The organism is Streptomyces sp. NRRL B-1347 (assembly GCF_000720325.1).
GTDB lineage: Bacteria > Actinomycetota > Actinomycetes > Streptomycetales > Streptomycetaceae > Streptomyces.
Genome location: NZ_JOJM01000061.1, coordinates 12,712 through 30,808 on the forward strand (window position 1 = coordinate 12,712; position 18,097 = coordinate 30,808).

Annotated in this window: 18 protein-coding genes; 10 read left to right on the forward strand and 8 right to left on the reverse strand. The window is 69.9% G+C overall.

Annotated features, from left to right (window positions below; genetic code table 11):
• Nucleotides 1-248: 248 nt before the first annotated feature.
• Together IG74_RS0135105 and IG74_RS0135110 are read right to left on the reverse strand one after the other, a co-directional pair.
• A complete protein-coding gene (locus tag IG74_RS0135105; protein ID WP_030685565.1) occupies nucleotides 249-1,310 on the reverse strand; it encodes a hypothetical protein in 1,062 nt (353 codons plus the stop codon).
• A 55-nt stretch (nucleotides 1,311-1,365) separates the two neighbouring features.
• A complete protein-coding gene (locus tag IG74_RS0135110) occupies nucleotides 1,366-2,037 on the reverse strand; it encodes an alpha/beta hydrolase (protein ID WP_078869301.1) in 672 nt (223 codons plus the stop codon).
• A gap of 404 nt (nucleotides 2,038-2,441) precedes the next feature.
• Here IG74_RS0135110 and IG74_RS0135115 point away from each other — a divergent pair, with 404 nt between their 5' ends.
• Both IG74_RS0135115 and IG74_RS46515 read left to right on the forward strand, forming a co-directional pair.
• A complete protein-coding gene (locus IG74_RS0135115; protein WP_030685569.1) occupies nucleotides 2,442-3,278 on the forward strand; it encodes a hypothetical protein in 837 nt (278 codons plus the stop codon).
• A gap of 318 nt (nucleotides 3,279-3,596) precedes the next feature.
• Nucleotides 3,597-4,658: a hypothetical protein gene (locus tag IG74_RS46515; RefSeq protein ID WP_051856012.1), complete on the forward strand. Its 1,062-nt coding sequence runs from the start codon at nucleotides 3,597-3,599 to the stop codon at nucleotides 4,656-4,658.
• 62 nt (nucleotides 4,659-4,720) lie between these two features.
• Here IG74_RS46515 and IG74_RS0135125 read toward each other — a convergent pair whose 3' ends face one another.
• Both IG74_RS0135125 and IG74_RS0135130 read right to left on the reverse strand, forming a co-directional pair.
• On the reverse strand, nucleotides 4,721-6,139 hold the full coding sequence (locus IG74_RS0135125; RefSeq protein ID WP_030685575.1) for a flotillin family protein: 1,419 nt from the start codon (nucleotides 6,137-6,139) through the stop codon (nucleotides 4,721-4,723).
• A 57-nt stretch (nucleotides 6,140-6,196) separates the two neighbouring features.
• Nucleotides 6,197-6,706 carry a hypothetical protein gene (locus IG74_RS0135130; RefSeq protein ID WP_030685577.1) on the reverse strand — a complete coding sequence of 170 codons (510 nt, stop codon included), beginning with the start codon at nucleotides 6,704-6,706 and terminating at the stop codon, nucleotides 6,197-6,199.
• Between the two features lie 266 nt (nucleotides 6,707-6,972).
• Between IG74_RS0135130 and IG74_RS0135135 the strand changes: the two genes are divergently transcribed.
• Together IG74_RS0135135 and IG74_RS0135140 are read left to right on the forward strand one after the other, a co-directional pair.
• Nucleotides 6,973-7,734, forward strand: coding sequence for a MerR family transcriptional regulator (locus IG74_RS0135135; RefSeq protein WP_030685580.1), 762 nt, complete (start codon nucleotides 6,973-6,975; stop codon nucleotides 7,732-7,734).
• 156 nt (nucleotides 7,735-7,890) lie between these two features.
• A complete protein-coding gene (locus tag IG74_RS0135140) occupies nucleotides 7,891-9,069 on the forward strand; it encodes an acyl-CoA dehydrogenase family protein (protein ID WP_030685582.1) in 1,179 nt (392 codons plus the stop codon).
• Between the two features lie 38 nt (nucleotides 9,070-9,107).
• On the opposite strand, the gene IG74_RS48230 is transcribed toward IG74_RS0135140, so the two are convergent.
• Entirely contained in the window at nucleotides 9,108-9,491 is a 384-nt protein-coding gene (locus IG74_RS48230; protein WP_199818933.1) for a potassium channel family protein, read from the reverse strand.
• 123 nt (nucleotides 9,492-9,614) lie between these two features.
• On the opposite strand from IG74_RS48230, the gene IG74_RS54275 reads away from it, so the two are divergent.
• The 5 genes from IG74_RS54275 to IG74_RS0135175 all read left to right on the forward strand — a co-directional run bounded on the left by IG74_RS54275 (nucleotide 9,615) and on the right by IG74_RS0135175 (nucleotide 15,206).
• On the forward strand, nucleotides 9,615-9,746 hold the full coding sequence (locus IG74_RS54275) for a hypothetical protein (protein ID WP_267885628.1): 132 nt from the start codon (nucleotides 9,615-9,617) through the stop codon (nucleotides 9,744-9,746).
• The gene (locus IG74_RS0135155) at nucleotides 9,739-10,485 is read left to right on the forward strand and encodes a phosphotransferase family protein (protein ID WP_030685587.1); all 747 of its coding nucleotides are present in this window, start codon (nucleotides 9,739-9,741) and stop codon (nucleotides 10,483-10,485) included. Before IG74_RS54275 ends, IG74_RS0135155 begins: the two co-directional genes overlap by 8 nt.
• 1,145 nt (nucleotides 10,486-11,630) lie before the next feature.
• The gene (locus IG74_RS0135165; RefSeq protein WP_030685590.1) at nucleotides 11,631-12,647 is read left to right on the forward strand and encodes a hypothetical protein; all 1,017 of its coding nucleotides are present in this window, start codon (nucleotides 11,631-11,633) and stop codon (nucleotides 12,645-12,647) included.
• A 103-nt stretch (nucleotides 12,648-12,750) separates the two neighbouring features.
• Nucleotides 12,751-14,277, forward strand: coding sequence for an amino acid permease (locus IG74_RS0135170; protein WP_030685592.1), 1,527 nt, complete (start codon nucleotides 12,751-12,753; stop codon nucleotides 14,275-14,277).
• 128 nt (nucleotides 14,278-14,405) lie between these two features.
• Nucleotides 14,406-15,206: a GNAT family N-acetyltransferase gene (locus tag IG74_RS0135175; protein ID WP_030685595.1), complete on the forward strand. Its 801-nt coding sequence runs from the start codon at nucleotides 14,406-14,408 to the stop codon at nucleotides 15,204-15,206.
• A 168-nt stretch (nucleotides 15,207-15,374) separates the two neighbouring features.
• Here IG74_RS0135175 and IG74_RS0135180 read toward each other — a convergent pair whose 3' ends face one another.
• From IG74_RS0135180 to IG74_RS0135190, 3 genes are all read right to left on the reverse strand, one after another.
• Entirely contained in the window at nucleotides 15,375-15,650 is a 276-nt protein-coding gene (locus IG74_RS0135180) for a hypothetical protein (RefSeq protein WP_030685598.1), read from the reverse strand.
• A 158-nt stretch (nucleotides 15,651-15,808) separates the two neighbouring features.
• On the reverse strand, nucleotides 15,809-16,363 hold the full coding sequence (locus IG74_RS0135185) for a hypothetical protein (protein ID WP_030685601.1): 555 nt from the start codon (nucleotides 16,361-16,363) through the stop codon (nucleotides 15,809-15,811).
• Nucleotides 16,364-16,496: 133 nt separating this feature from the next.
• Complete coding sequence (locus tag IG74_RS0135190; RefSeq protein ID WP_030685603.1) at nucleotides 16,497-16,832, reverse strand: hypothetical protein; 336 nt, start codon at nucleotides 16,830-16,832, stop codon at nucleotides 16,497-16,499.
• Between the two features lie 121 nt (nucleotides 16,833-16,953).
• On the opposite strand from IG74_RS0135190, the gene IG74_RS0135195 reads away from it, so the two are divergent.
• A complete protein-coding gene (locus tag IG74_RS0135195; RefSeq protein ID WP_030685606.1) occupies nucleotides 16,954-18,069 on the forward strand; it encodes an acyl-CoA/acyl-ACP dehydrogenase in 1,116 nt (371 codons plus the stop codon).
• Nucleotides 18,070-18,097: the final 28 nt, after the last annotated feature.

The following is an 18,097-nucleotide window of genomic DNA, read 5'->3' on the forward strand; positions in this document are numbered from 1 at the left end:
CCGTGGCCGGGTGAAGCACCCCATTAGGAATCCGGCTCGCTCCGCGAGCCGTTGGGAGCTATCTGTCTCATTCCCGACCCCAGCCGCGAACCCGGAGTGGTCGGAGCGGCTGCCGACATGGTGTGCCACTCCGGGCCGGTCCCTGCGCTACCCCCTGATCCCGTACGGACGAAGCTGGCCGCCGCCGCACAAGCGTTGCGGACGCAGCGTACGTAGAGTTACTAGATCAGTACGGTGAACAGCGTTGGTCAGAAGGCTGCTTCGTGTGCCGACTTCGGCTGCTTCTGCCGGGGAATGGCCGAGGTTGTCCACCGCACCCTGCAGGCCGCGGCCAGATGGCCCGGGGCCAGTCCCAGCAGCAGGCCGTGGGATCCGGCGGCGGGAGGGCGCTGGTGGAGGCGAGCCAGCAGTTGGAGCACGGCCGCAGCGCCCGAGTCGCCGTCTTCGGCGATGCCGACGATGGAGGGTTCGAGCGCCTGCTGAGGCAGGGGCCCTGCCTGGGACAGGGAGTGCAGCGGGGCCGGGCCACCGGGGTGGACGAGCGCGAAGCCGGGCGGCGTCTGCCCTGGCCGCAGCCAGGGGAGCGCTGAGAAGCCCGGATGGTCCTTGACGAGACAACCGAGCTGCTCGGCCTGCGCGGAGACCTGGGTGTCACGATGGGCGTACTGCCAGGTCGCGTCGATGACCAGACCCCGTTCGGCGAGGGCCCCACCGCTGACGACGACGGCCGCTGCGCCGTCGCTGACCATGAGCTGACGGGCGAGCGCGGCGGGGGTGGCGGTGTCGGAGCCGATGGCGGTGAGCGGCTGGTGGATCCCGGCCGCCACCACCAGGACGGGCTTGCCGAGCCTCGCCATGTCCTCCGCCACGATCAGCGCGTGCACGGCGCCGGTGCTGGATAAGCCGGTCAACGGCACGCGTGCGGTGGTGGACGGCAGGCCGAGGGTGAGCACCACGTCGCTGTCGAGGAACGGATCGGACTCGGCGGATGGCGGATCCTGGACGACCACTAGCCCTCCCACGTCCTGGGCGGCCGTACCGGCGCTCGTCAGCGCGCGGCGGCATGCCTGCCCCATCAGCACGCGCAGATCGCCGTGGCGGTCTTCCGCCGCGTACGGCTCGTGCACTCGATCGTCGGGGCACGGCCGGATGCGTCTGCGGCGCCGCCCGGTCACCGCGCGGGCCGCGGTGAGGAAGTCCGGGTGTCCGGCGAGCTCGGGGTGGCGCCGGCACAGGACGGCGGCGACCTCGTCCGTGGTCATGTCGTACTGTCCGTGCGCGATGCCGGGCGGGCTGACGTGGATCTGCACGTTTTCTCCTGCTGGTCACTGAGGTGCGGTGGGCCGACGGGGGCGCACTGCCGGGCTACGTCGTCACAGCCGCGGGGAGGTGCTGCTCGTAAGTCCAGCGTGCGGCCTGCTCGGCGAGCTGGAGGACGCGCGGGGGTTTTCGGCCGTCGAGGTGAGCGTATTCGGCGCCGGTGATGATGACGACGCGCTCGGGGGCACCCATGTCCGGATAGAAGCCGCGGGCCAGGATGTCGGCGGCGGTGCGGTAGGACCCTTTCTCGGGTACGGCGTTGGCGAAGCCGTACCGGAACTGCGCCTTGTTCAGGGAGACGGCGCGCTTGGTGTTGCCGGGATTGCGCAGGAACGCGAACGTCGACTTCGCCTGGGCCGGGCCGACGGCTTTGACGCCCTTGATCTGGCCGGGGCAGATCGCGACCGCCGCCGCGCCCAGGCCCTGGCCGAGCAGATGCTGGGCGATGAAGCCGCCGACGGAGTGCCCGACGAGGACGGGCGGGGTGTCGAGGGTCCGGATGACTCGGGCGTGTGCTGCGGAGATCTCCGCGAGCCCGACGCCGGCCTGGTCCTCGGGGCGGCGTCGCGCCTCGGCGACGGTCGCCGGGACGCCGGGCCACTCAGGCATGATCGGCTCGTACCCGGCGTCACGGAACGTGTCCGCCCACCCCTGCCAGCTCGTCGAGTGGAGCCACAAACCGTGGATGAACATCACGGGAGTGCGATGCGTGGTCATGGTGGCCTCCTGGAAGGCGGCAACCGCTGGGCGGCATGACCTGGGGCCGTGAAGCACTGAGCGGCTACCGCTCTTGAGGAGCAGAGTCAGCGTCCGCTCTGCCCCACACGGACCATCTCATTCCATCCCATCAGGGGCCCAGCCGCACTTTCGCAGGCCCTTCGTGGCTCGCGTTCGGCTTTCCCGCAACCTGGTGTCCCAGGACCCCGCATCGAGGCCACCGCACGCCGGGCGGGGAGCCCTGCCCACAGATTGTTGACCGCATGCGCGAAGATCTCTGGCGCACAGCCGGTAGATTCTCCCGGAAGGGCGGGCTGCGCGACAGTGCAAACAATCTCACATGATTGAACATTGAATAGCTATCTGGGTCGGCTTCGGCCGCGGATGGCTCCTGGGGAGGGTTCATGGACAGCGAACGGGTCGGCCAGATATTGGGCAACGCGCGGGAGCGCACCGACGCGGCCCAGTACGCGGAACTGCCGGAACTGCGGCACAAGGCCGGTCTTGCCGCTGAGCGGGGACCGGGCGGACGCCGCCTGAGCTGCCTCTCCCAGGTGGAGGTGTCCCTGCTGCTGGGCTACGACCCCGCTCGCGGGGTCTACGCGCGACTGGAACGGGGCAAGATCGCCAACCCCGACCCCGGCCTGCTGCGCCGCGTCGCCACGATCCTGAACCTGCGGGAGCACCAGTGGCACGACCTCTACATCTCCCTCTTCGGTCACCGGGCCCCCAGCCCGCTGCGCCCGGCCACCTCGCTCGACTTCCGCGAGAAGTGGGAGTGGGTGGTCCGGAGCCAGCGGCACGCGGCGTACGTGAGCGACGGGGCCTGGAACGTCGTGGCCCACAACGAGGCCGCCAACGCCCTGTTCCACCCCATGCCGCAGAACGTCATGAGGTGGATGCTGTCGCTGCCCCCGCACCAGGACAGCCGCGCCGCCATGCCCGACTGGGCGGAGAACTGGGGGCCGGTGGCGCTCAGCCAGCTGTCCGCCGCGCTCAAGGAAAGGGACAACGAGGCGCACGAGGAACTGCGTCAGATCGAGCGCGAGGTGCTTGAGCAGCCCGAGCTGAAAGCGCTGTATGAGAGCCGTCTGGACTCCTACATCCACCCCGACGGCTCCCGCCGCCTCATGGTCCACGGCTCCCGTCAGGAGGTCGGGGTGATGAACGCCGCCGCCGCCACACCGATGGGTGCCATCCACGGGCGATTCATCGTCATGACATGGGTGCCGCTCGTCTAGCGGCGTTCTGCTGCGGCCAGGGACACATCGGATGCGGCTCACCCTGGCACGCACTCCTGAATTATCTAATCCGCTTCAGGTCCGGGGCAGTTCACGCAGATTGGCCGCAGAGTGCGCCGATCTGCCCCATGTAACCTGCGAGAACCCCGCCCCTTGCGACAACCTCCCGGTCGGGGACCTCGACCAGTCCGCTCCTGTGGACACGCGCCGCCTTCGTACCCTCCACGGCTGGAACACCGTCGGAACAGAAGGAACGGGCCCGCGTGCTGGGGGACGGCTACAGACCACATCCCCGCGCGTGCAGAACGGAGCACCCCCGTGGCCTACGTCACCCGGCCCTCAGTCGTCATCCCCGCTTTCGAGATACCCACGTCGGCCGTCGTCAGCGACATCATCGACTCCCTGCCCCCGGACCCCCAGCTGCCCTCTCCCGCCGTCATCAACCGCTGGGCCCGGAACCTCAAGATCGACACCCGGTACTTCGTCACGCCGCTGGAGGTCGTCGCCAAGGCCGGCACCGTGACCGAGCGCAACAACCACGCCCTCCCCGCCATGTACGAGATGGCCACGACGGCGGCGTACGACGCCCTCAAGGCCGCAGGCCTGGATCCCGCCGACATCGACTGCGTCATCACCAGCCACAGCACCACACCCGCGACCCCCGGGCTCGACGTCCACCTCGTCAACCAGCTCGACCTGCGGCCGGACGTCATGCGCATGCCCGCCACCCAACTGGGCTGCGTCGGCGGCGCCCACTCCCTGGCCTGGGCCGCCCGGCTCGTCGAGGCCATGCCCGGACTGCGCGTCCTGGTCGTGATCGGCGAGGCACTGAGCACCGTGTACCGGCGCGAGAAGAACGATCCGGCGGGGATCCTCTACCGGATGCTGTTCGGCGACGGGGCGGGCGCCTGCATCGTCTCCGGCGACCCGCACAACGCCTGCCTGGAAGTCCGCGGCAGCTGGCAGCACCTCGTGCCCCACACCATGGACTCCTACACGCTCGAGGTCGAACCGACCGGCATGCACTTCACCTCCGAGAAGTGGGCCCCCGACGGGATCAACCACTTGATGGGCCCGCTGTGGGAGTGGCTGCACACGACCGACCCGTACTGGACGCCCGAAGTCGTCATCGCGCACCCGGGCGGCCCCAGGATCCTGGAGGACGCCACCAAGGGCCTAGGGTGCGCCCCCGACCTCCTCCAGCACTCCTGGGAAAGCCTGCGGACCCGCGGAAACCTGGGCGGCGTCGCCGTCCTGGACATCCTCGCCCGCACGGCGGCCAGCGGCCCGCACCACGGAAGCCGCACCCTCCTGCTGGGCATCGGCCCCGGCCTCACCGGAGCCGCGGTCGAGGGCCGCTGGCACAATCCGACGGCCTAGCGCGAGTTCTGTGGAACGTAACGCTACGTTCTAGGTGCGAGCGCCGCAGACTGCGCAAGCCCTCATTTCGGGATCTCGTCAGGGCTTTCGCCACTGCCGTTCCCGGTGTCGGATGCCTGGCGAGTGATGCCGCGCAGCAGTTCGGCGAGGTCGACTCCAGTGGTGGAGTTGAGCAGCTCCATGCCCTGGACGACGTTGCCGGCGACCGTGCGGGTCAGGTGGGAGGCGCCGTCGGTGGAGATCACCGTCATCTTGTCCACGGCGCTGAGCGGCTCCGACGCCTTCGATACGACATGCGGCAACACCTCGACGAGCATCTGCAGCACCGCCGCGTCGCCGTACTGGGTGAAGGCGTCGGCCTTCTTCCGCATCACCTCGGCCTCCGCGGCGCCCCGCGCGTCGATGGCGGAGGCAGTGGCCTCGCCCTCGACGCGTACGGCGTCCGCAAGGGCGGCCCGGCGCTGCCTCTCGCCCTCACCGGTGAGCCGGGCCCGCTCGGCCTCCGCCTCGGCCTTCTTGACCCGGGCGACCCGGCGGGCCTCGGCCCGCTGCTCGGCCTGGTAGCGGGCGGCATCCGCCGGTTTGCGGACGCGGGAGTCCAACTCCCGGTCGGTGAGGGAGGCTTGCCGCTGTGCGACCTTCTCCTGCTCGGTGAGGATCTCCTGCCGACGGGCGGCCTCGGTGAGCGGCCCCGCGGCGGCGGCCGTCGCGGCGGCCTGGTCGGTCTCCGCCTTGATGGCGGCCTGCTTCAGGGCGTACGTCCGCTCGGCGATGGCGATCTCCTCGGCCGCCTTCAGCCGGGCCTGCTCCGAGGTCCGCTTGGCGACGGCCTCGGCGATGTCTGCCTCCTGCCGGGCGCGGGCGGCCTCGGGCCTGCCGAGGTCCTCCAGATAGGAGCCTTCCGTCGTGATGTCCTGGATCTGGAAGGCGTCGATGACCAGGCCCTGCCCGGAGAGACTGGCCTCCGCCTCCTCGGCGACCTGCCCTGCGAAGGCGGCGCGGTCGCGAATGACGTCCTCGACGGACATCCGTCCGACGATGGCGCGCAGCGCGCCGGACAGGACCTCCTGGGTGAAGCTGACGATCCCCTCCTGCTGCTTCAGGAAGCGCTGGGCGGCAGCCCTGATCGAGTCCTCGGTGCCGCCGACCTTGACGATCGCCACACCTTCCAGATTCGACTTCACTCCGCGCAGCGTGACCGCTCCGCGGACCGCTACCCGGATGTGCCGCGAGGACAGGTCCAGGGTGTATTTGTGCTGCACGAACGGCACGACGAACACACCGCCGCCGATGACGACCTTCTGGCGGCTGTTGTCGGTGAGGATCCGGCCGGTCTCCGGGTCGGCGGACCGTTTGCCGCGTCGGCCGGTGACGATGAATGCCTCGCTCGGTCCCGCCACTTTGTAGCGTGTGGTGACGGCGAGGGTCAGCAGCACCAGAAGAACGGCGGCTCCCACCACGGCAGTGATCACTGGACTCATTTCGAACTCCCCCCAGTCGCGTCCGTCCGTACGCACGTACCGTCGGCGACGTGCTGTCTAGCGCTCCACCGGCCGCACCGCGACCGCGGTCTCCGACAGCGACGCCTCCACCCAGACCTCGGTGCCGCGCGGCACCGGCAGCACACTCCTGGCCGAGAGCTTCACCCGCTGCCCGGCAAGCTGTAGCAACACCTCTCCGTACCCGTCGGCGGGGATCGCCGTCACCACGGAGCCCGCGCTGCCCACCAGGTCGCTGCCGCGCGGAGGCGGTGGGCTCTCGTCGCGCATCAGCACCCGGCTGCCCTGCCAGGCCAACCAGCCCGTGACGGCCCCGGCCCCCACTCCTACGGCTGCGCCCGCCCAGGCGCCGAGATCGGTCAGGCCCAGAGTGAGCGCGCCGCTGAAGCCGAACATCGCGACGAAGCCGGCGAGCACGGGCAGGGAGAACAACCCTCCGAAGAGGCCTTCCAAGACGGCGCCGAAGAGCCCTTCGAAGACTTGGCCGAGGGCCAGTGAGACCGCGAGGACGGAGACGCCCGCGATACCGAGATACAGGAACAGCGTCACAGGGTCCCCCTCCCTGCGCCCGCCGGAGCGTTTCAACTGCCCGGCCTTTAGCGCATGTTCCCATGTGATCATGGTGTACGTCAGTACAGGTATGGCCAGCACTTCCAGTGCGGCTGAGGCTCTCGTGATCACCATCCGGGCGGTCGCCGATCGGCGTGCGGCCTGGGAGCCTGAAAGCCGGGCTTGAACCTGCCGCAGCGGCAGCCTCTACCGTCCTGAACAGGGCCGGAGATTCCGGCCCTGTGAAGCAACCCGTGGGGGCGGCGATGGCCTGGCCGATCGCGGAGGTCGCCCGGATGTCGGGTGTGACGGCCCGGACACTGCGGCACTACGACGAGATCGGTCTGCTGCCGCCGGCCTGGATCGGCACCAACGGCCACCGCTACTACGAGGAACGCCAACTGCTGCGGCTGCAGCAGGTCCTCGTGCTGCGGGCGCTGGGTCTCGGGCTGCCCGAGATCGGCCGGATCCTGGCCGCGCAGGTCGAGGAGGTGGAGGCCCTGCGGGGTCACCACCGCCGGCTGCTCGCCGAGCGCGACCGGCTGGACACCCTGGCCGGCACTGTCGCCCGCACGATCACCGAACTGGAGCAGTCCAGGAAGGACGGCACAGACATGATCACCATCAGCCGACCGGAGAACCTGTTCGAGGGCATCGGGCCCGCCCGCTGCATGAAGGTCCTGCACGACTTCCCGGAGCTGGTCGGGGCCGTCGAGCGGCACACCTTGGCGTTGAGCCGGGCCGAGATCGAGGCCGACGAGCGCAAGCGCACGGCGCAGCTGGTCCGGCTGGCCGAGCTGATGGCCTCCGGCCTGCCCGCTGACGCCGACGCGGTGCAGGCCGAGATCGGCAGCCAGTACCGGACGCTGGCCCGGAGCCGGGCAGCCACCGCCGAGGAGTACCGCGCGATCGGGCGTTGCTGCGTGGAGAACGAGCACTGGCGCGCGGCGTACGAGTCGATCGCACCGGGCCTGGCCGCGTACCAGCGGCAGGCCATCGAGGCGTACGCCGCAACCCGGCTGCGCTGAGCCGGGACGGGGCCGCCACCGCGGGGGAGTGGCGGCCCCTGCGGGGCGGCGCCGAGGTCAACAGCCGGATGCGTAGGGCTGGTTGGGGCCTCCGGACCGGGCCGTCGGGCGGGTGCGTGAGACGATCGGGGAACAGGCCACAAGGAGAGGAAATTCATGGGAGGCAAGGGGCGGCTGCATGTCAGTGCGGAACTGGCGGGGGTGCTGGAGCGGATCGACGCGCTCGGCGGGATGCTCGACGAACGGGCCGATGCCGCCGAGGAGTTGGGGAAGCTGCCCGATGGCACGGCGCGGGCCCTCCTTGACACGGGGATCGTACGGGCCGAGCTCCCGCTGAGCCTCGGCGGATACGAGTTCGCGCCGCGGCAGCTGATCGAGACGGCGGAGCGGGCGAGCTATCACGACGCCTCGGCCGGGTGGACGATGTTCGCGCTGCAGACGATGACCGGGACCACCGCGGCGTACCTCGCGGGGGACGCGGCGGCCGAACTGTTCCCCGACGTGCCGAACGGGAAGTACGCGCTGCTCTCCGGGCACGGCACACGCCCCGGCCGGGCCGTCCCCGTGGAGGGCGGCTATCGGGTCAGCGGCCAGTGGCAGTTCGCCTCCGGGATGGCGCACGCCACCCACATCCACAGCGCGATCCAGGTCGAGGGCACCGACGAGGTGCGCGTCCTCGCCATGCCGAAGTCGCAGGTCACCCTGGACGGCAACTGGGACGTGCTCGGCCTTCGCGCGACCCACAGCATCGACTACCACTGCACCGATGTGTACGTACCGCACGAGTACACCTACGTCGCGACCACGGACACCCCGGTCAACGGCGGCGCCGTCTACCGCCTCGGCCTGGTCAACATGTCGGCGATCGGGCACACGGGCTGGGCCCTCGGCGTCGGCCGACGCCTCCTGGACGAGATGAAGCGGGTCGCCGCGGCGCGGAGTGGTTCGCGGGGCGCCGCGGTCGACACCTCCCAGTTCCACGCCGAGTACGCGACGGCGGAGGCCAGGCTCCGGGCGGCCCGGGCCTGGGCGAACGACGTCTGGCAGGACGTCGAAGAGACGCTGGACCAGGGCGAGTTGCCGAGCACGGAGCAGGACACCCTGATCCGTCTGGTGCTGAACCACACGACCTCGACCGTGTTCGAGGTGGGCCGCACCGTACACCGCTGGGCCGGCTCGGCGGCGATCCGCCGCGGCCCGATCGACCGCTTCCTGCGCGACCTCGGGACGGGCACGCAGCACATCACGTCGAGCCCGGTGGTACTCCAGAACTGCGGCAAGTGGCTGAGCGGCGCCCAGCCGGACGCCCGGTGGACCTTCCTCGACCTGACCTGACCTGACCTGACCTGACCGTCCGGGCTCGTGCCCTTGTGTCAGCTGCTGTCATGCCGCCGTTTCGCCTTCCCTTTTCGCGCCTTGAAACGGGCCGCCCGGTCGGCGTGAGTCGTGGTGAAGGCCTGCGCGAGTTGAGTGGCCAGCGCGGCGAACATGCCCACCGCGAGGAGCCCGTAAAGGATCGTGAAGACCTTTCCGAGATCCGTGGCGGGAGCCAGATCCCCGTAGCCGATCGTCAGCCCGGTGCACACCGCGAAGTAGAACGAATCCAGAACACCCCATCTCTCCTGAGCCGAGTAGAAGAATGTCGCTGAGGTCCACAGCAACGCCAGCGTCCAGGCCGTCCCGCGAAACGTGGGCCTTTCCCAAGCCGTACGCAGCGCACTCCCGATCCGCACAAACATGACCACAAGACCGAACACGCCCGCACCGTAGCCCTCGCCCCGCAGCGTTGGTCGCATTGGTGCGGCCACCGTGCGTGTCGCCCGGAGCCGCCGGGCAGCGGAACGCGGTCAGCCGCGTCGTCGCACGTGATGAAGCCGCACGTGATGAAGCCGCACGTGATGAAGCCGGACGTGATGAAGCCGGACGTGATGAAGCCGGACGTGATGAAGTCGCACGCGATAAATCCGGCGACGTCGGCGATCATCCCCGGGATACTGGTCGCCCATGGATGAGGTCAAAGTCGTCGTCGCCCATTCCGAGCGTGCGACTCTGCGCGTCGGTGACGTGTTCTTGAAGGTGGACGCCGATCAGGCGCGCATGGACGCCGAGGTCGAGGCGATGTCGCTCGCGCCGGTCCCGACCCCGGAGGTCCTGTGGCGCAAGCCGTCCGTGCTCGCGATCGCCGCGCTCCCGGGGACGACGCTCGGGCGTCTCGGCGGGCCGTCGACCGGGTCGCCGACGGCGTGGGCCGCGGCGGGCGCCGCCATCCGGAAGCTGCACGAAGCGCCCCTGCCGCCCCGCACCGGCCGGGCCGGGCGGAGCGTCGACGCGCTGGCGGCGGAACTCGACGACGAGTGCGGGCTGCTCGTGGCGAACGGCCTCCTGCCCGCTGACCTGGTCGCCCGCAACCGCCAAGTCGCCGAGGCCGCGCTGCGGCCGTGGACTCCGGCGTTCACGCACGGCGACCTGCAGATCGCGCACGTCTTCGTCGACGGCGACGAGGTCACCGGCATCATCGACTGGTCCGAGGCGGGCCAGGGCGATGCCCTGTACGACCTCGCCACCTTCACGCTCGGGCACGAGGAACACTTCGACGACGTCATCGCGGGCTACGGCACCGACATCGACCTCGACGTGATCCACGCGTGGTGGTCGTTGCGCAGCCTGCTGGCGGTTCGCTGGTTGGTCGAGCACGGCTTCGACCCCTTCGCGCCGGGCTGCGAGGTCGACGTGCTGAAGGCCCGGATGTGAGGCGAGCCGAGCTTGTCCGGGACGGCTGGTGCTACCCACCGAAATGGCCGGATGCCTCCGTGTCTGGGAGACCGTCACCGGGACCCATGAACGCCTGAAACGCAGTGCTCCTCACTGCCCTTGCGTACCATCGGCATGCCTCAACGTGCCTGCCCGGCAAGCAACGTGACAGCGCCTTTCGACCGGTCAGCGCCGTGCCGGTGCGGCACGGCGTCGACGAAGAAGATCGTCTCACGGCAGTCCGCCGACGTGACAGTGCCCATGCAAGATCTTGCTGCCAGGCCCACAGTTTCCGTCGGTGACCAGGAAGCGCTGTCCGGCCAGATTTGACGGGTCCCCGACGAGCTGGGCGGGCTCGTGGTGAGCGGTCGTGTGGTGCGTCGTCAGGTCGTGCGGCCGGTCCGGCTCGTGATCAACCGTCTGCCCGCGGCGCGAGCCGACCGGCGCCGCCTCTGATGTGCGGGCCGTCGTTCATTCCGTCGGACCGGAGTACGGCCAGGTCACCGGGGGTATGCCTGCTTCCGCTTAGGGCGGTGACCCTGTTTCACATGTCCGTGAGCGCGTGGCCGCGAGCTGCCGAGCCGCGATGGCGCGCCGTTTGAGCGTGGCGCCTCGCGGGTCCGGTCACGGATGGTGACGGTCGTTCGCTGCATGGCTGAAACCCGTCTCTGGGTAATCGATCAATTTCTGGGAATCGCTGGTCATGAGCCTCTCCAGGCACTTAAGTAACTGTCAGGCGTTCGCTACCAGCCATGAGCGACAGCCTCCGGCCGGGCGATGCGCCAGCGGCCGGCTCAGCCCTGCCCGCCAACCCGTGCCGTTGTCCCTCGTACGACCGTCCCAGCCCGTCCCAACTGCCCAAGGGGTCCTCCGCCTATGGCCGCCAGCGCACACCGTTCCGGTGTCGTGCTCACACCACCCGGCGAGCCGCAGCGCAAGCCCAGCGCAGCCGGGCTGCGGCGCGCTGCGTCACGGGGACGCGTACGAGGACACCAACGACCTGCCGCCCGTCGGGCGCGCCACCAGGTCTCGGCAGCGCCGTCTGATGCGGCCGGTTGCCGCGTGAAGGCGCCCGGACTGTCAAGCCGCCGCGCCCGGAAGAATCGGCCGACTGCCCCGTGCCGGGCCGGTCGAGAGGGGCGCTGATGGCGAGTTCGAACCCGGCCGGTCGCGACACGGACCTCGCCGCAGCGGTGCTGGACATACAGGCGGGCTACTGGATGCAGATGCGGCAGGTGCTTGCCCGGACGGGCAACTGGCCGCAGTGGACGTCCCGTACCCAGGTGCTGGGGGTCGTCGCAGCGCAGACCAACGTCGTGGAGCTGTGGCTGAAGGAGGAGCCGGGGAGCCTCGCCGCCCGGGTGATGTACGCCAGGGTCGCCACCGAACGCGTGCTGCAGGCCCACCGCAAGCACTGGGCGCAGGGCTCCCAGCAGGCACGGGACCTGGAGACGCTGGCAGACCGGGCCCGGCAGGCGTGCCACAAGGCGGGCGAGGGGAATCCCGACGACTCGGTGCCCTGGATCTGCCGTCTGGCCCTGGCCGAGACGGACACGACGGAACGCTATCCAGAGCATCACATGGCTCCGCCGCCCCATGAGTATCTGATGCCTCGCGGGCCCTGGGGCCTCCTTGGGGAAGTGCACCGACGGGATCCGTTCAACCGCGAGGCATGGCACCGCATGTCCCAGGCGCTCCAGGCCCGCCCGGGTCCGGCGGGCCGCCAGGCAGTCGCGACGGACTTCGCCCGCTGGACGGTCTCTTTCGCTCCGGCCGACTCGCCCCTGCTACTGCTGCCTCTCTACGCCCGCGTGCAGGAGTTCAGGGAGCGACGGGACAAAGGCGCCGAGGTCACGCTGAACCTGCTGTGGACCAGGGAGGACACCACCCGGGCCGTCACGCAGGCCTTCGAGGGCTGGTTCCGCAAGTGCGATCCGGCCACCAGTTCCCAGCTGGATCTCAACTACCTGGCCTACGCCCTGGCGAGGGGCGGCTTCGCGCAGTGGGCGACCGAAGTGTTCGACGCCATCGGCGACTTCGCCACGCCCGCCCCGTGGCAATACGACGCCCGGCACCCCAACGACCAGTGGCGCAAGGCGTTCGAAGAGGACCGCGTCGCCTGCCTGAGATCCCACCCGCGGAACACGGGAAAGCGCACATGACCGCCGACCAGGCCCCACGGCGGGCGCCGCCACGCCCCGGCCGACGGCCCAGCAGCCCCCCACCGGCACGCCCTCCCTTTCAGCTTTCCTGTGCGGAGAACCAATGACTTCGGTAAGACCACCGAACCAGCAGCCGAACCCGGTCCACGACGACGGGGAGGACGCGCGCATCCTCCAGTCGCTGGGCTACACCCAGCAACTGCACCGCCGGATGGGCGCTTTCGGTAATTTCTCGGCCTCCCTGTCGGTGATCTCGATCATGTCGGGGACCTTGCTCCTCTTCGGCTACGGCCTGAACTCGGGCGGCCCCGCGGTGATCACGTGGGGATGGCTCGCCATCGGGCCGCTGGTGCTGTGCCTGGCCGCGGCCCTGGCGGAGATAACCTCCCGCTACCCCACCAGCGGCGGCCTGTACTACATGGCCCGCCAGCTCGGCGGCGAGCGGTGGAGCTGGTACACCGGCTGGCTCAACCTCCTGGGCCTGCTCGGTGGCATCGCCGCCCAGGACTTCGGCATCGCGACGTTCACCGCCGCGTGGCTGAACCTGCAATTCGACTACACGGCGTCCTCGGGCTCCTTGCTGGTCATCTACGCGGTCATCCTCGCCCTGCACGCGATCCTGAACCTCTTCGGCACCCGGCTGATGAACATCCTGACGTCCGTGAGCGCGTGGTGGCACCTGGCAGGGGCCGTCGTCATCATCGGCTCCCTGGCGCTCGTGCCCTCCGACCACCAGTCGGCCGGCTTCGTCTTCTCCGAGTTCACGAACAACACCGGCTGGAGTTCCCCGGTGTACGTGATCCTGCTCGGCATGCTGCTGCCGGTCTTCGCCCTGGCCGGTTACGACACCTCAGCCCACCTGAGCGAGGAGACCAACCACGCCTCCGTCGCCGCGGCCCGCGGGATCTTCCGTTCGGTGGCGGTGTCCTGGATCGCCGGCGGCATCCTGCTGACCACCCTCCTCTTCGCCATCCAGGACTACGCCGGGACCCTGGGCAGCGAGACCGGCGTGCCCGTGGCGCAGATCCTCCTGGACGCGCTGGGCATGGCGGCGGCCAAGGCGCTGCTCCTCGTGATCATCGTGGCCCAGTTCCTGTGCGGCTACACCGTGACCGCGAGCGCCAGCCGGATGATCTACGCCTTCGCCCGGGACGGCGCCCTGCCCGGTTCGGAGCTCTGGAAGAAGGTCAGCCGCCGCACCGCCATCCCCGCCAACGCGGTCTGGCTCGCGGTCGCCGTGGCCTTCTTGCTCGCGCTGCCGTCCTTGTACTCCTCGACGGCGTTCGCGGCGGTGACCGCCATCTCGGCCGTGGGATTCACCTCGGCCTACGCCATCCCCGTGCTGCTGCGGCTGCTCCACCGCGACCGGTTCACCCCGGGGCCCTGGCACCTGGGCCGCTGGAGCCGTCCGATCGGCTGGGTGGCGGTGCTGTGGGCGGCCGCGGTCACGGTGCTGTTCCTGCTGCCGCAGAGCAGCCCGATCACCGCCAACACCTTCAACTACACGCCCGTGGCCGTGGTGGTGGCCTTCCTCATAGCCGCCGTGTGGCGGCGCTTCGGACGTGGCTCGTACCACGTGCCGCGCTCGCACACCTCCACCGAGGACAAGCAGTTCGAAGGCATCATCTGATGACAGCGGAACCGAGTGCCGCAGGTGCGGTTCCCCCCGGCCCTGAGGCTCTGGGGCCGCTCGCTCCAGGGTCCGGGGCTTCTGGGCCCTCCACGCCCTCCACGACCTCAACACCCCCTGGGAGTACGGTGACAGGCCTCACGGAGTCCATCGAATCGGCACAGCAGCTCACCGTGGCCTGGCGTGCCCTGGTGCTCGACCGCGACGCGGACGCGGATGTGCGCGACCTTCCCGGCATCGCCGTCCGCTGGGCCGACTGCCGATTCGGGTTCTACAACTGCATCACCCTGACCGAGCCAGGAGCAGGAGCCGATCTCGTCGCGCAGCGTCTGAGCCAGGCGGCGGACATCATGCGCGCGAAGAAGCACCCGGGCTTCCTGTGGCTCTTCGAGGGACTCCTCGACGACGAGGCCCGCACCGCGCTGCCCACGGCGGCCGAGCAGGCCGGCCTGCAGCACGCCTTTCCCGGTACGGGCATGGCCGGAGACCTGCTGCCCATCCCCGACCCGGTCCACCCCGACCTGACGTTCGTACGCGTGCGCACCGACGAGCACTTGCAGGCCTATGCGGACCTCCAATCACGCGCCTACGGGCTCCCCTTGGAGGACGGCCGCGACGGCCTGGTCGGCTCTGCCCACTGGAAGAGCGAGATGTACGCCTACCTGGGCATGCGGGGCGACGTCCCGGTGGCGAGCGCCGCTACGGTCGAAGCGGAAGGGCGCCTCTTCGTCGCCTTCGTCGCCACCGACCCGCAGTGGGAGCGCCGGGGCTACGGCGAGGCGGTCACGCGCAAGGCCCTGCACGAGGGCGCCCGGGCCACCGGCCTGACCCGCGCCACTTTGCACGCGACCGTCGCCGGGGCACCCGTATACCCGCGCATCGGATTCCTGCCGAACTCACCCATCCACTTCTACGCCCTGAAGGAGTGACCAACGAGGTCGGCGCGTATGGCGAAGGGGCGACTGGCTTCGCTCAGCGCCCGTAGGCGGATGCCTCGTCCTGCAACAGCCGGTTTCCCACCTGAAGGGCCCGAGGGCGGAGGCCGAGGGCGGGAAACCAGGTCCCGGCGGCATCCGCCACTCCGGCCCCGACCCCGGTCAGGAGGGCTCGGTGAGGACCCACAACTCCCAGACTCCGGCGGCCCGGCACTCGTAGGCGCGTACGCCGTTCTCCAAGTACCACCGGCCGCGCTCATGACAGCGGTTCTCCTCGGCCGGAGGGAAGTCCGCCACGTGGTGCCAGCCTGGCCCGGGTGTCGACGTGGACTGTACGGGCGTGGGTGCGGGCGCGGAGGCCGCGGCGGTTGCGCCGTGGCCCGCCACCAGCAGTGACGCGGCCGCAGCCGCGAGGAGGACGCGTTTCGTGGTTCGCATGGAACGCATCCTTCCGCAGCTGGCGGGCCCACATCGAAGGAGACCGCTCCGCCTTCCCCCGATCGGCCTAAAGGGTGATGCGTGCAGCCTGACCGCGGGCCATGACGCGGTTCTTGAGGGTGCGGCGGTCTGCGCGCCCGCCGATCGCCACTCTTGACTCATCGCGTTCTCAGCTTGCGACTACCGGCCCGGTCTTTCGCGATGTTTCGGATCTTCTTGCTGCACCCTGACCCGGCGAGCAGGGTGAGTACCTCCGGCGACGTCGACTGCTCGGCGAGGACGCGCTGCATCCAGTACGTGACCTTCGCCAACTCGACCGCTGTCGGCACGTGACCGTCCTCGACGGACAGATAGAACAGCCAGTCGTGGATGCGGCGGCGGATGAACTCGCGGTACGCCTCCGCTTCGAGCTGGTCGATCTCCGGCAGCAGTTCGGCCGACCACTGCCGGAACTCGGCAGGACCGGTCATCTGCATGACGATCCTGTCCACGAGGGCGACCACCGCCGTCTTGGACCCCATCTCGTGGGGGTCGCGCAGGATCGTGGCGACGATCGCGCGGTCCCGGTCGCGGCTCCGCGAGGAAGCGGTCACTGAGACGACGCGCTGGTACGCGGACGATCGGACGTGCTCGTCCGCGAGGGCCTCGTCGACGTCCACGTCGAGGATGCCGGCCCCCGCCAGCAACTCGGCCACATCGGAACGCAATGTCATCGCTTCGTCCCCTCTCGCAGGGCCGGACTCCCCACTGTGGGCACCATCCTCCGGCCCGTCCGCACGCCGAACCAAACGGAACGGGCCTGTGAGCCGGCCGAGGGCGAGCCCCGAGCGGGAGCCGGGCGGATGGTCAGTCGCCGACGAACCACAGATAGCTGCCTGGCGTCTGCGAGCAGGATCGCAGCAACTGCTGAAGGTCCAGGACGGCGGCCCTGTGGGATGGACCGGAGCAGTCTTCGAACAGCTCTGGCACCTCCCGCAGCGCGGCTTGCGCCTGCTGCTCGTTGAACAGCGTGTCTCCGTACGGATCCACCCGCCCAAGGCCGCCTCGGGTGGTCTCGTCGATGCCGAGCAACACCTCGGCAAGCGCGTCGCCATGCTCGTACGACCCATGAATCAGAGTCGTCCTGGACCGTTTCCAGTCCAGGACGGGTCGCTCGGCATGCAGTTCTATCTCGACGCCCACGGCGTACCCTGCCTTCCTGGAAGAGCCCGGGGGGATATGGCAACGTCCTTGTGCCTCCCGGGTGTTGAGAGCAAGTTTGGGCTATCGGCCGAGTCGTCGTCCCGGAGGGGTGGGGGAGGGCATGCGATTTCTGGAGCGGGAACGCGCCACGGTGGAGAAGCTGCTGCCGGGCCTTGACGAGAGCCTGCGGGCGGTATCCCTCATGGAGCTGGAGAGCCCGAGCGGCTCCGGCATTCAGCTCTTCCAAGACAGCGGCGGCCCCGGGCTGCTGGCGCCGGCGGCCGATCGCGGGCTGGGAGGCACCGCCCTGGACGCCTTGCGGGTGCAGCGGGCGCTGGGCAGCAGGTCACCGTCGTTGGCCATGGCCACCACCGTGCACCATTTCTCGATGGCCACCCTGGTCGCGCTGGCCGCTGTCCGCGATGACCTGGAGTGGATGCTGGTCGAGGGTGTGGCCGCCAGCAACCGCCTTGTGGCGTTCGGTTTCGCCGAGGAGAGCCCCGACGCCGGAATCCTCTCCCCATCGATGACCGCCACGGTGGAGCCCGACGGGGTGAGCGTCAACGGGGTGACACACCTGGGCAGGCTGGTTCGGTCGATGGACCTGCTCATGGTGAGTGTCATGGTCCCCCGCTCGGAAGGCCCGGGCGGGGAGTTGGCCATAGCGCTGGTGCCCGCGGAGAGCGAGGGCGTGAGCGTCAGTGAGGCAGGGGCGAAGGCGGGCAGCCAGCAGGTCACCCTCCAGGACGTACTGGTGGCGCCGGAGCTGCTGGTGCGGTCCTCGGACCTCGACGGGCAGCTGGGCGCACTGCTGACCGCGGGCTTCGCGTGGTTCCAGCTGCTGATGACCGGCAGCTGCCTCGGGGCCGCCAGCGCACTGATCGAGCGCGTGCTGCTCGACAACCGGGTGCCCGAGTCCGAGCGGGTCCAGCTGCTGGTGGAGGCCGAGGGCGCGATGTCGGCCGCGGAGGGCATCGCCCGCCGGATCGACGACGGCGCCCCGGACGAGTCGACGCTCGCCCAGTCGCTGTACGTCCGGTACGGCGTACAGGACACCCTCTCCCGTGTGGTCCCACGCGCGGTCGAACTGCTCGGCGACCACAAATCCACGGCCTCCGAAGAGGCCGACTACCTCGCCACCTGCGCCAACAAGCTGGCCCTGCACCCGCCGACCCGGTCCCGGATGACCGGACCACTGGCCGCGTACCTGGTCGACGGACCACTCACCCTCGCCTGACCCCAGGCGTCACCGCCGGGGCCACTAT

Excerpts from the sequence above, each read along its gene's own strand:
- IG74_RS0135155 (WP_030685587.1), top strand. The coding sequence starts at position 9,739 with ATGGATGAGGTCAAAGTCGTCGTCGCCCATTCCGAGCGTGCGACTCTG.
- IG74_RS0135170 (WP_030685592.1), top strand. The coding sequence starts at position 12,751 with ATGACTTCGGTAAGACCACCGAACCAGCAGCCGAACCCGGTCCACGAC.
- IG74_RS0135180 (WP_030685598.1), bottom strand. The coding sequence starts at position 15,650 with ATGCGAACCACGAAACGCGTCCTCCTCGCGGCTGCGGCCGCGTCACTG.
- IG74_RS0135140 (WP_030685582.1), top strand. The coding sequence starts at position 7,891 with ATGGGAGGCAAGGGGCGGCTGCATGTCAGTGCGGAACTGGCGGGGGTG.
- IG74_RS0135110 (WP_078869301.1), bottom strand. The coding sequence starts at position 2,037 with ATGACCACGCATCGCACTCCCGTGATGTTCATCCACGGTTTGTGGCTC.
- IG74_RS0135185 (WP_030685601.1), bottom strand. The coding sequence starts at position 16,363 with ATGACATTGCGTTCCGATGTGGCCGAGTTGCTGGCGGGGGCCGGCATC.
- IG74_RS0135115 (WP_030685569.1), top strand. The coding sequence starts at position 2,442 with ATGGACAGCGAACGGGTCGGCCAGATATTGGGCAACGCGCGGGAGCGC.
- IG74_RS0135165 (WP_030685590.1), top strand. The coding sequence starts at position 11,631 with ATGGCGAGTTCGAACCCGGCCGGTCGCGACACGGACCTCGCCGCAGCG.
- IG74_RS0135195 (WP_030685606.1), top strand. The coding sequence starts at position 16,954 with ATGCGATTTCTGGAGCGGGAACGCGCCACGGTGGAGAAGCTGCTGCCG.
- IG74_RS0135135 (WP_030685580.1), top strand. The coding sequence starts at position 6,973 with ATGGCCTGGCCGATCGCGGAGGTCGCCCGGATGTCGGGTGTGACGGCC.
- IG74_RS0135125 (WP_030685575.1), bottom strand. The coding sequence starts at position 6,139 with ATGAGTCCAGTGATCACTGCCGTGGTGGGAGCCGCCGTTCTTCTGGTG.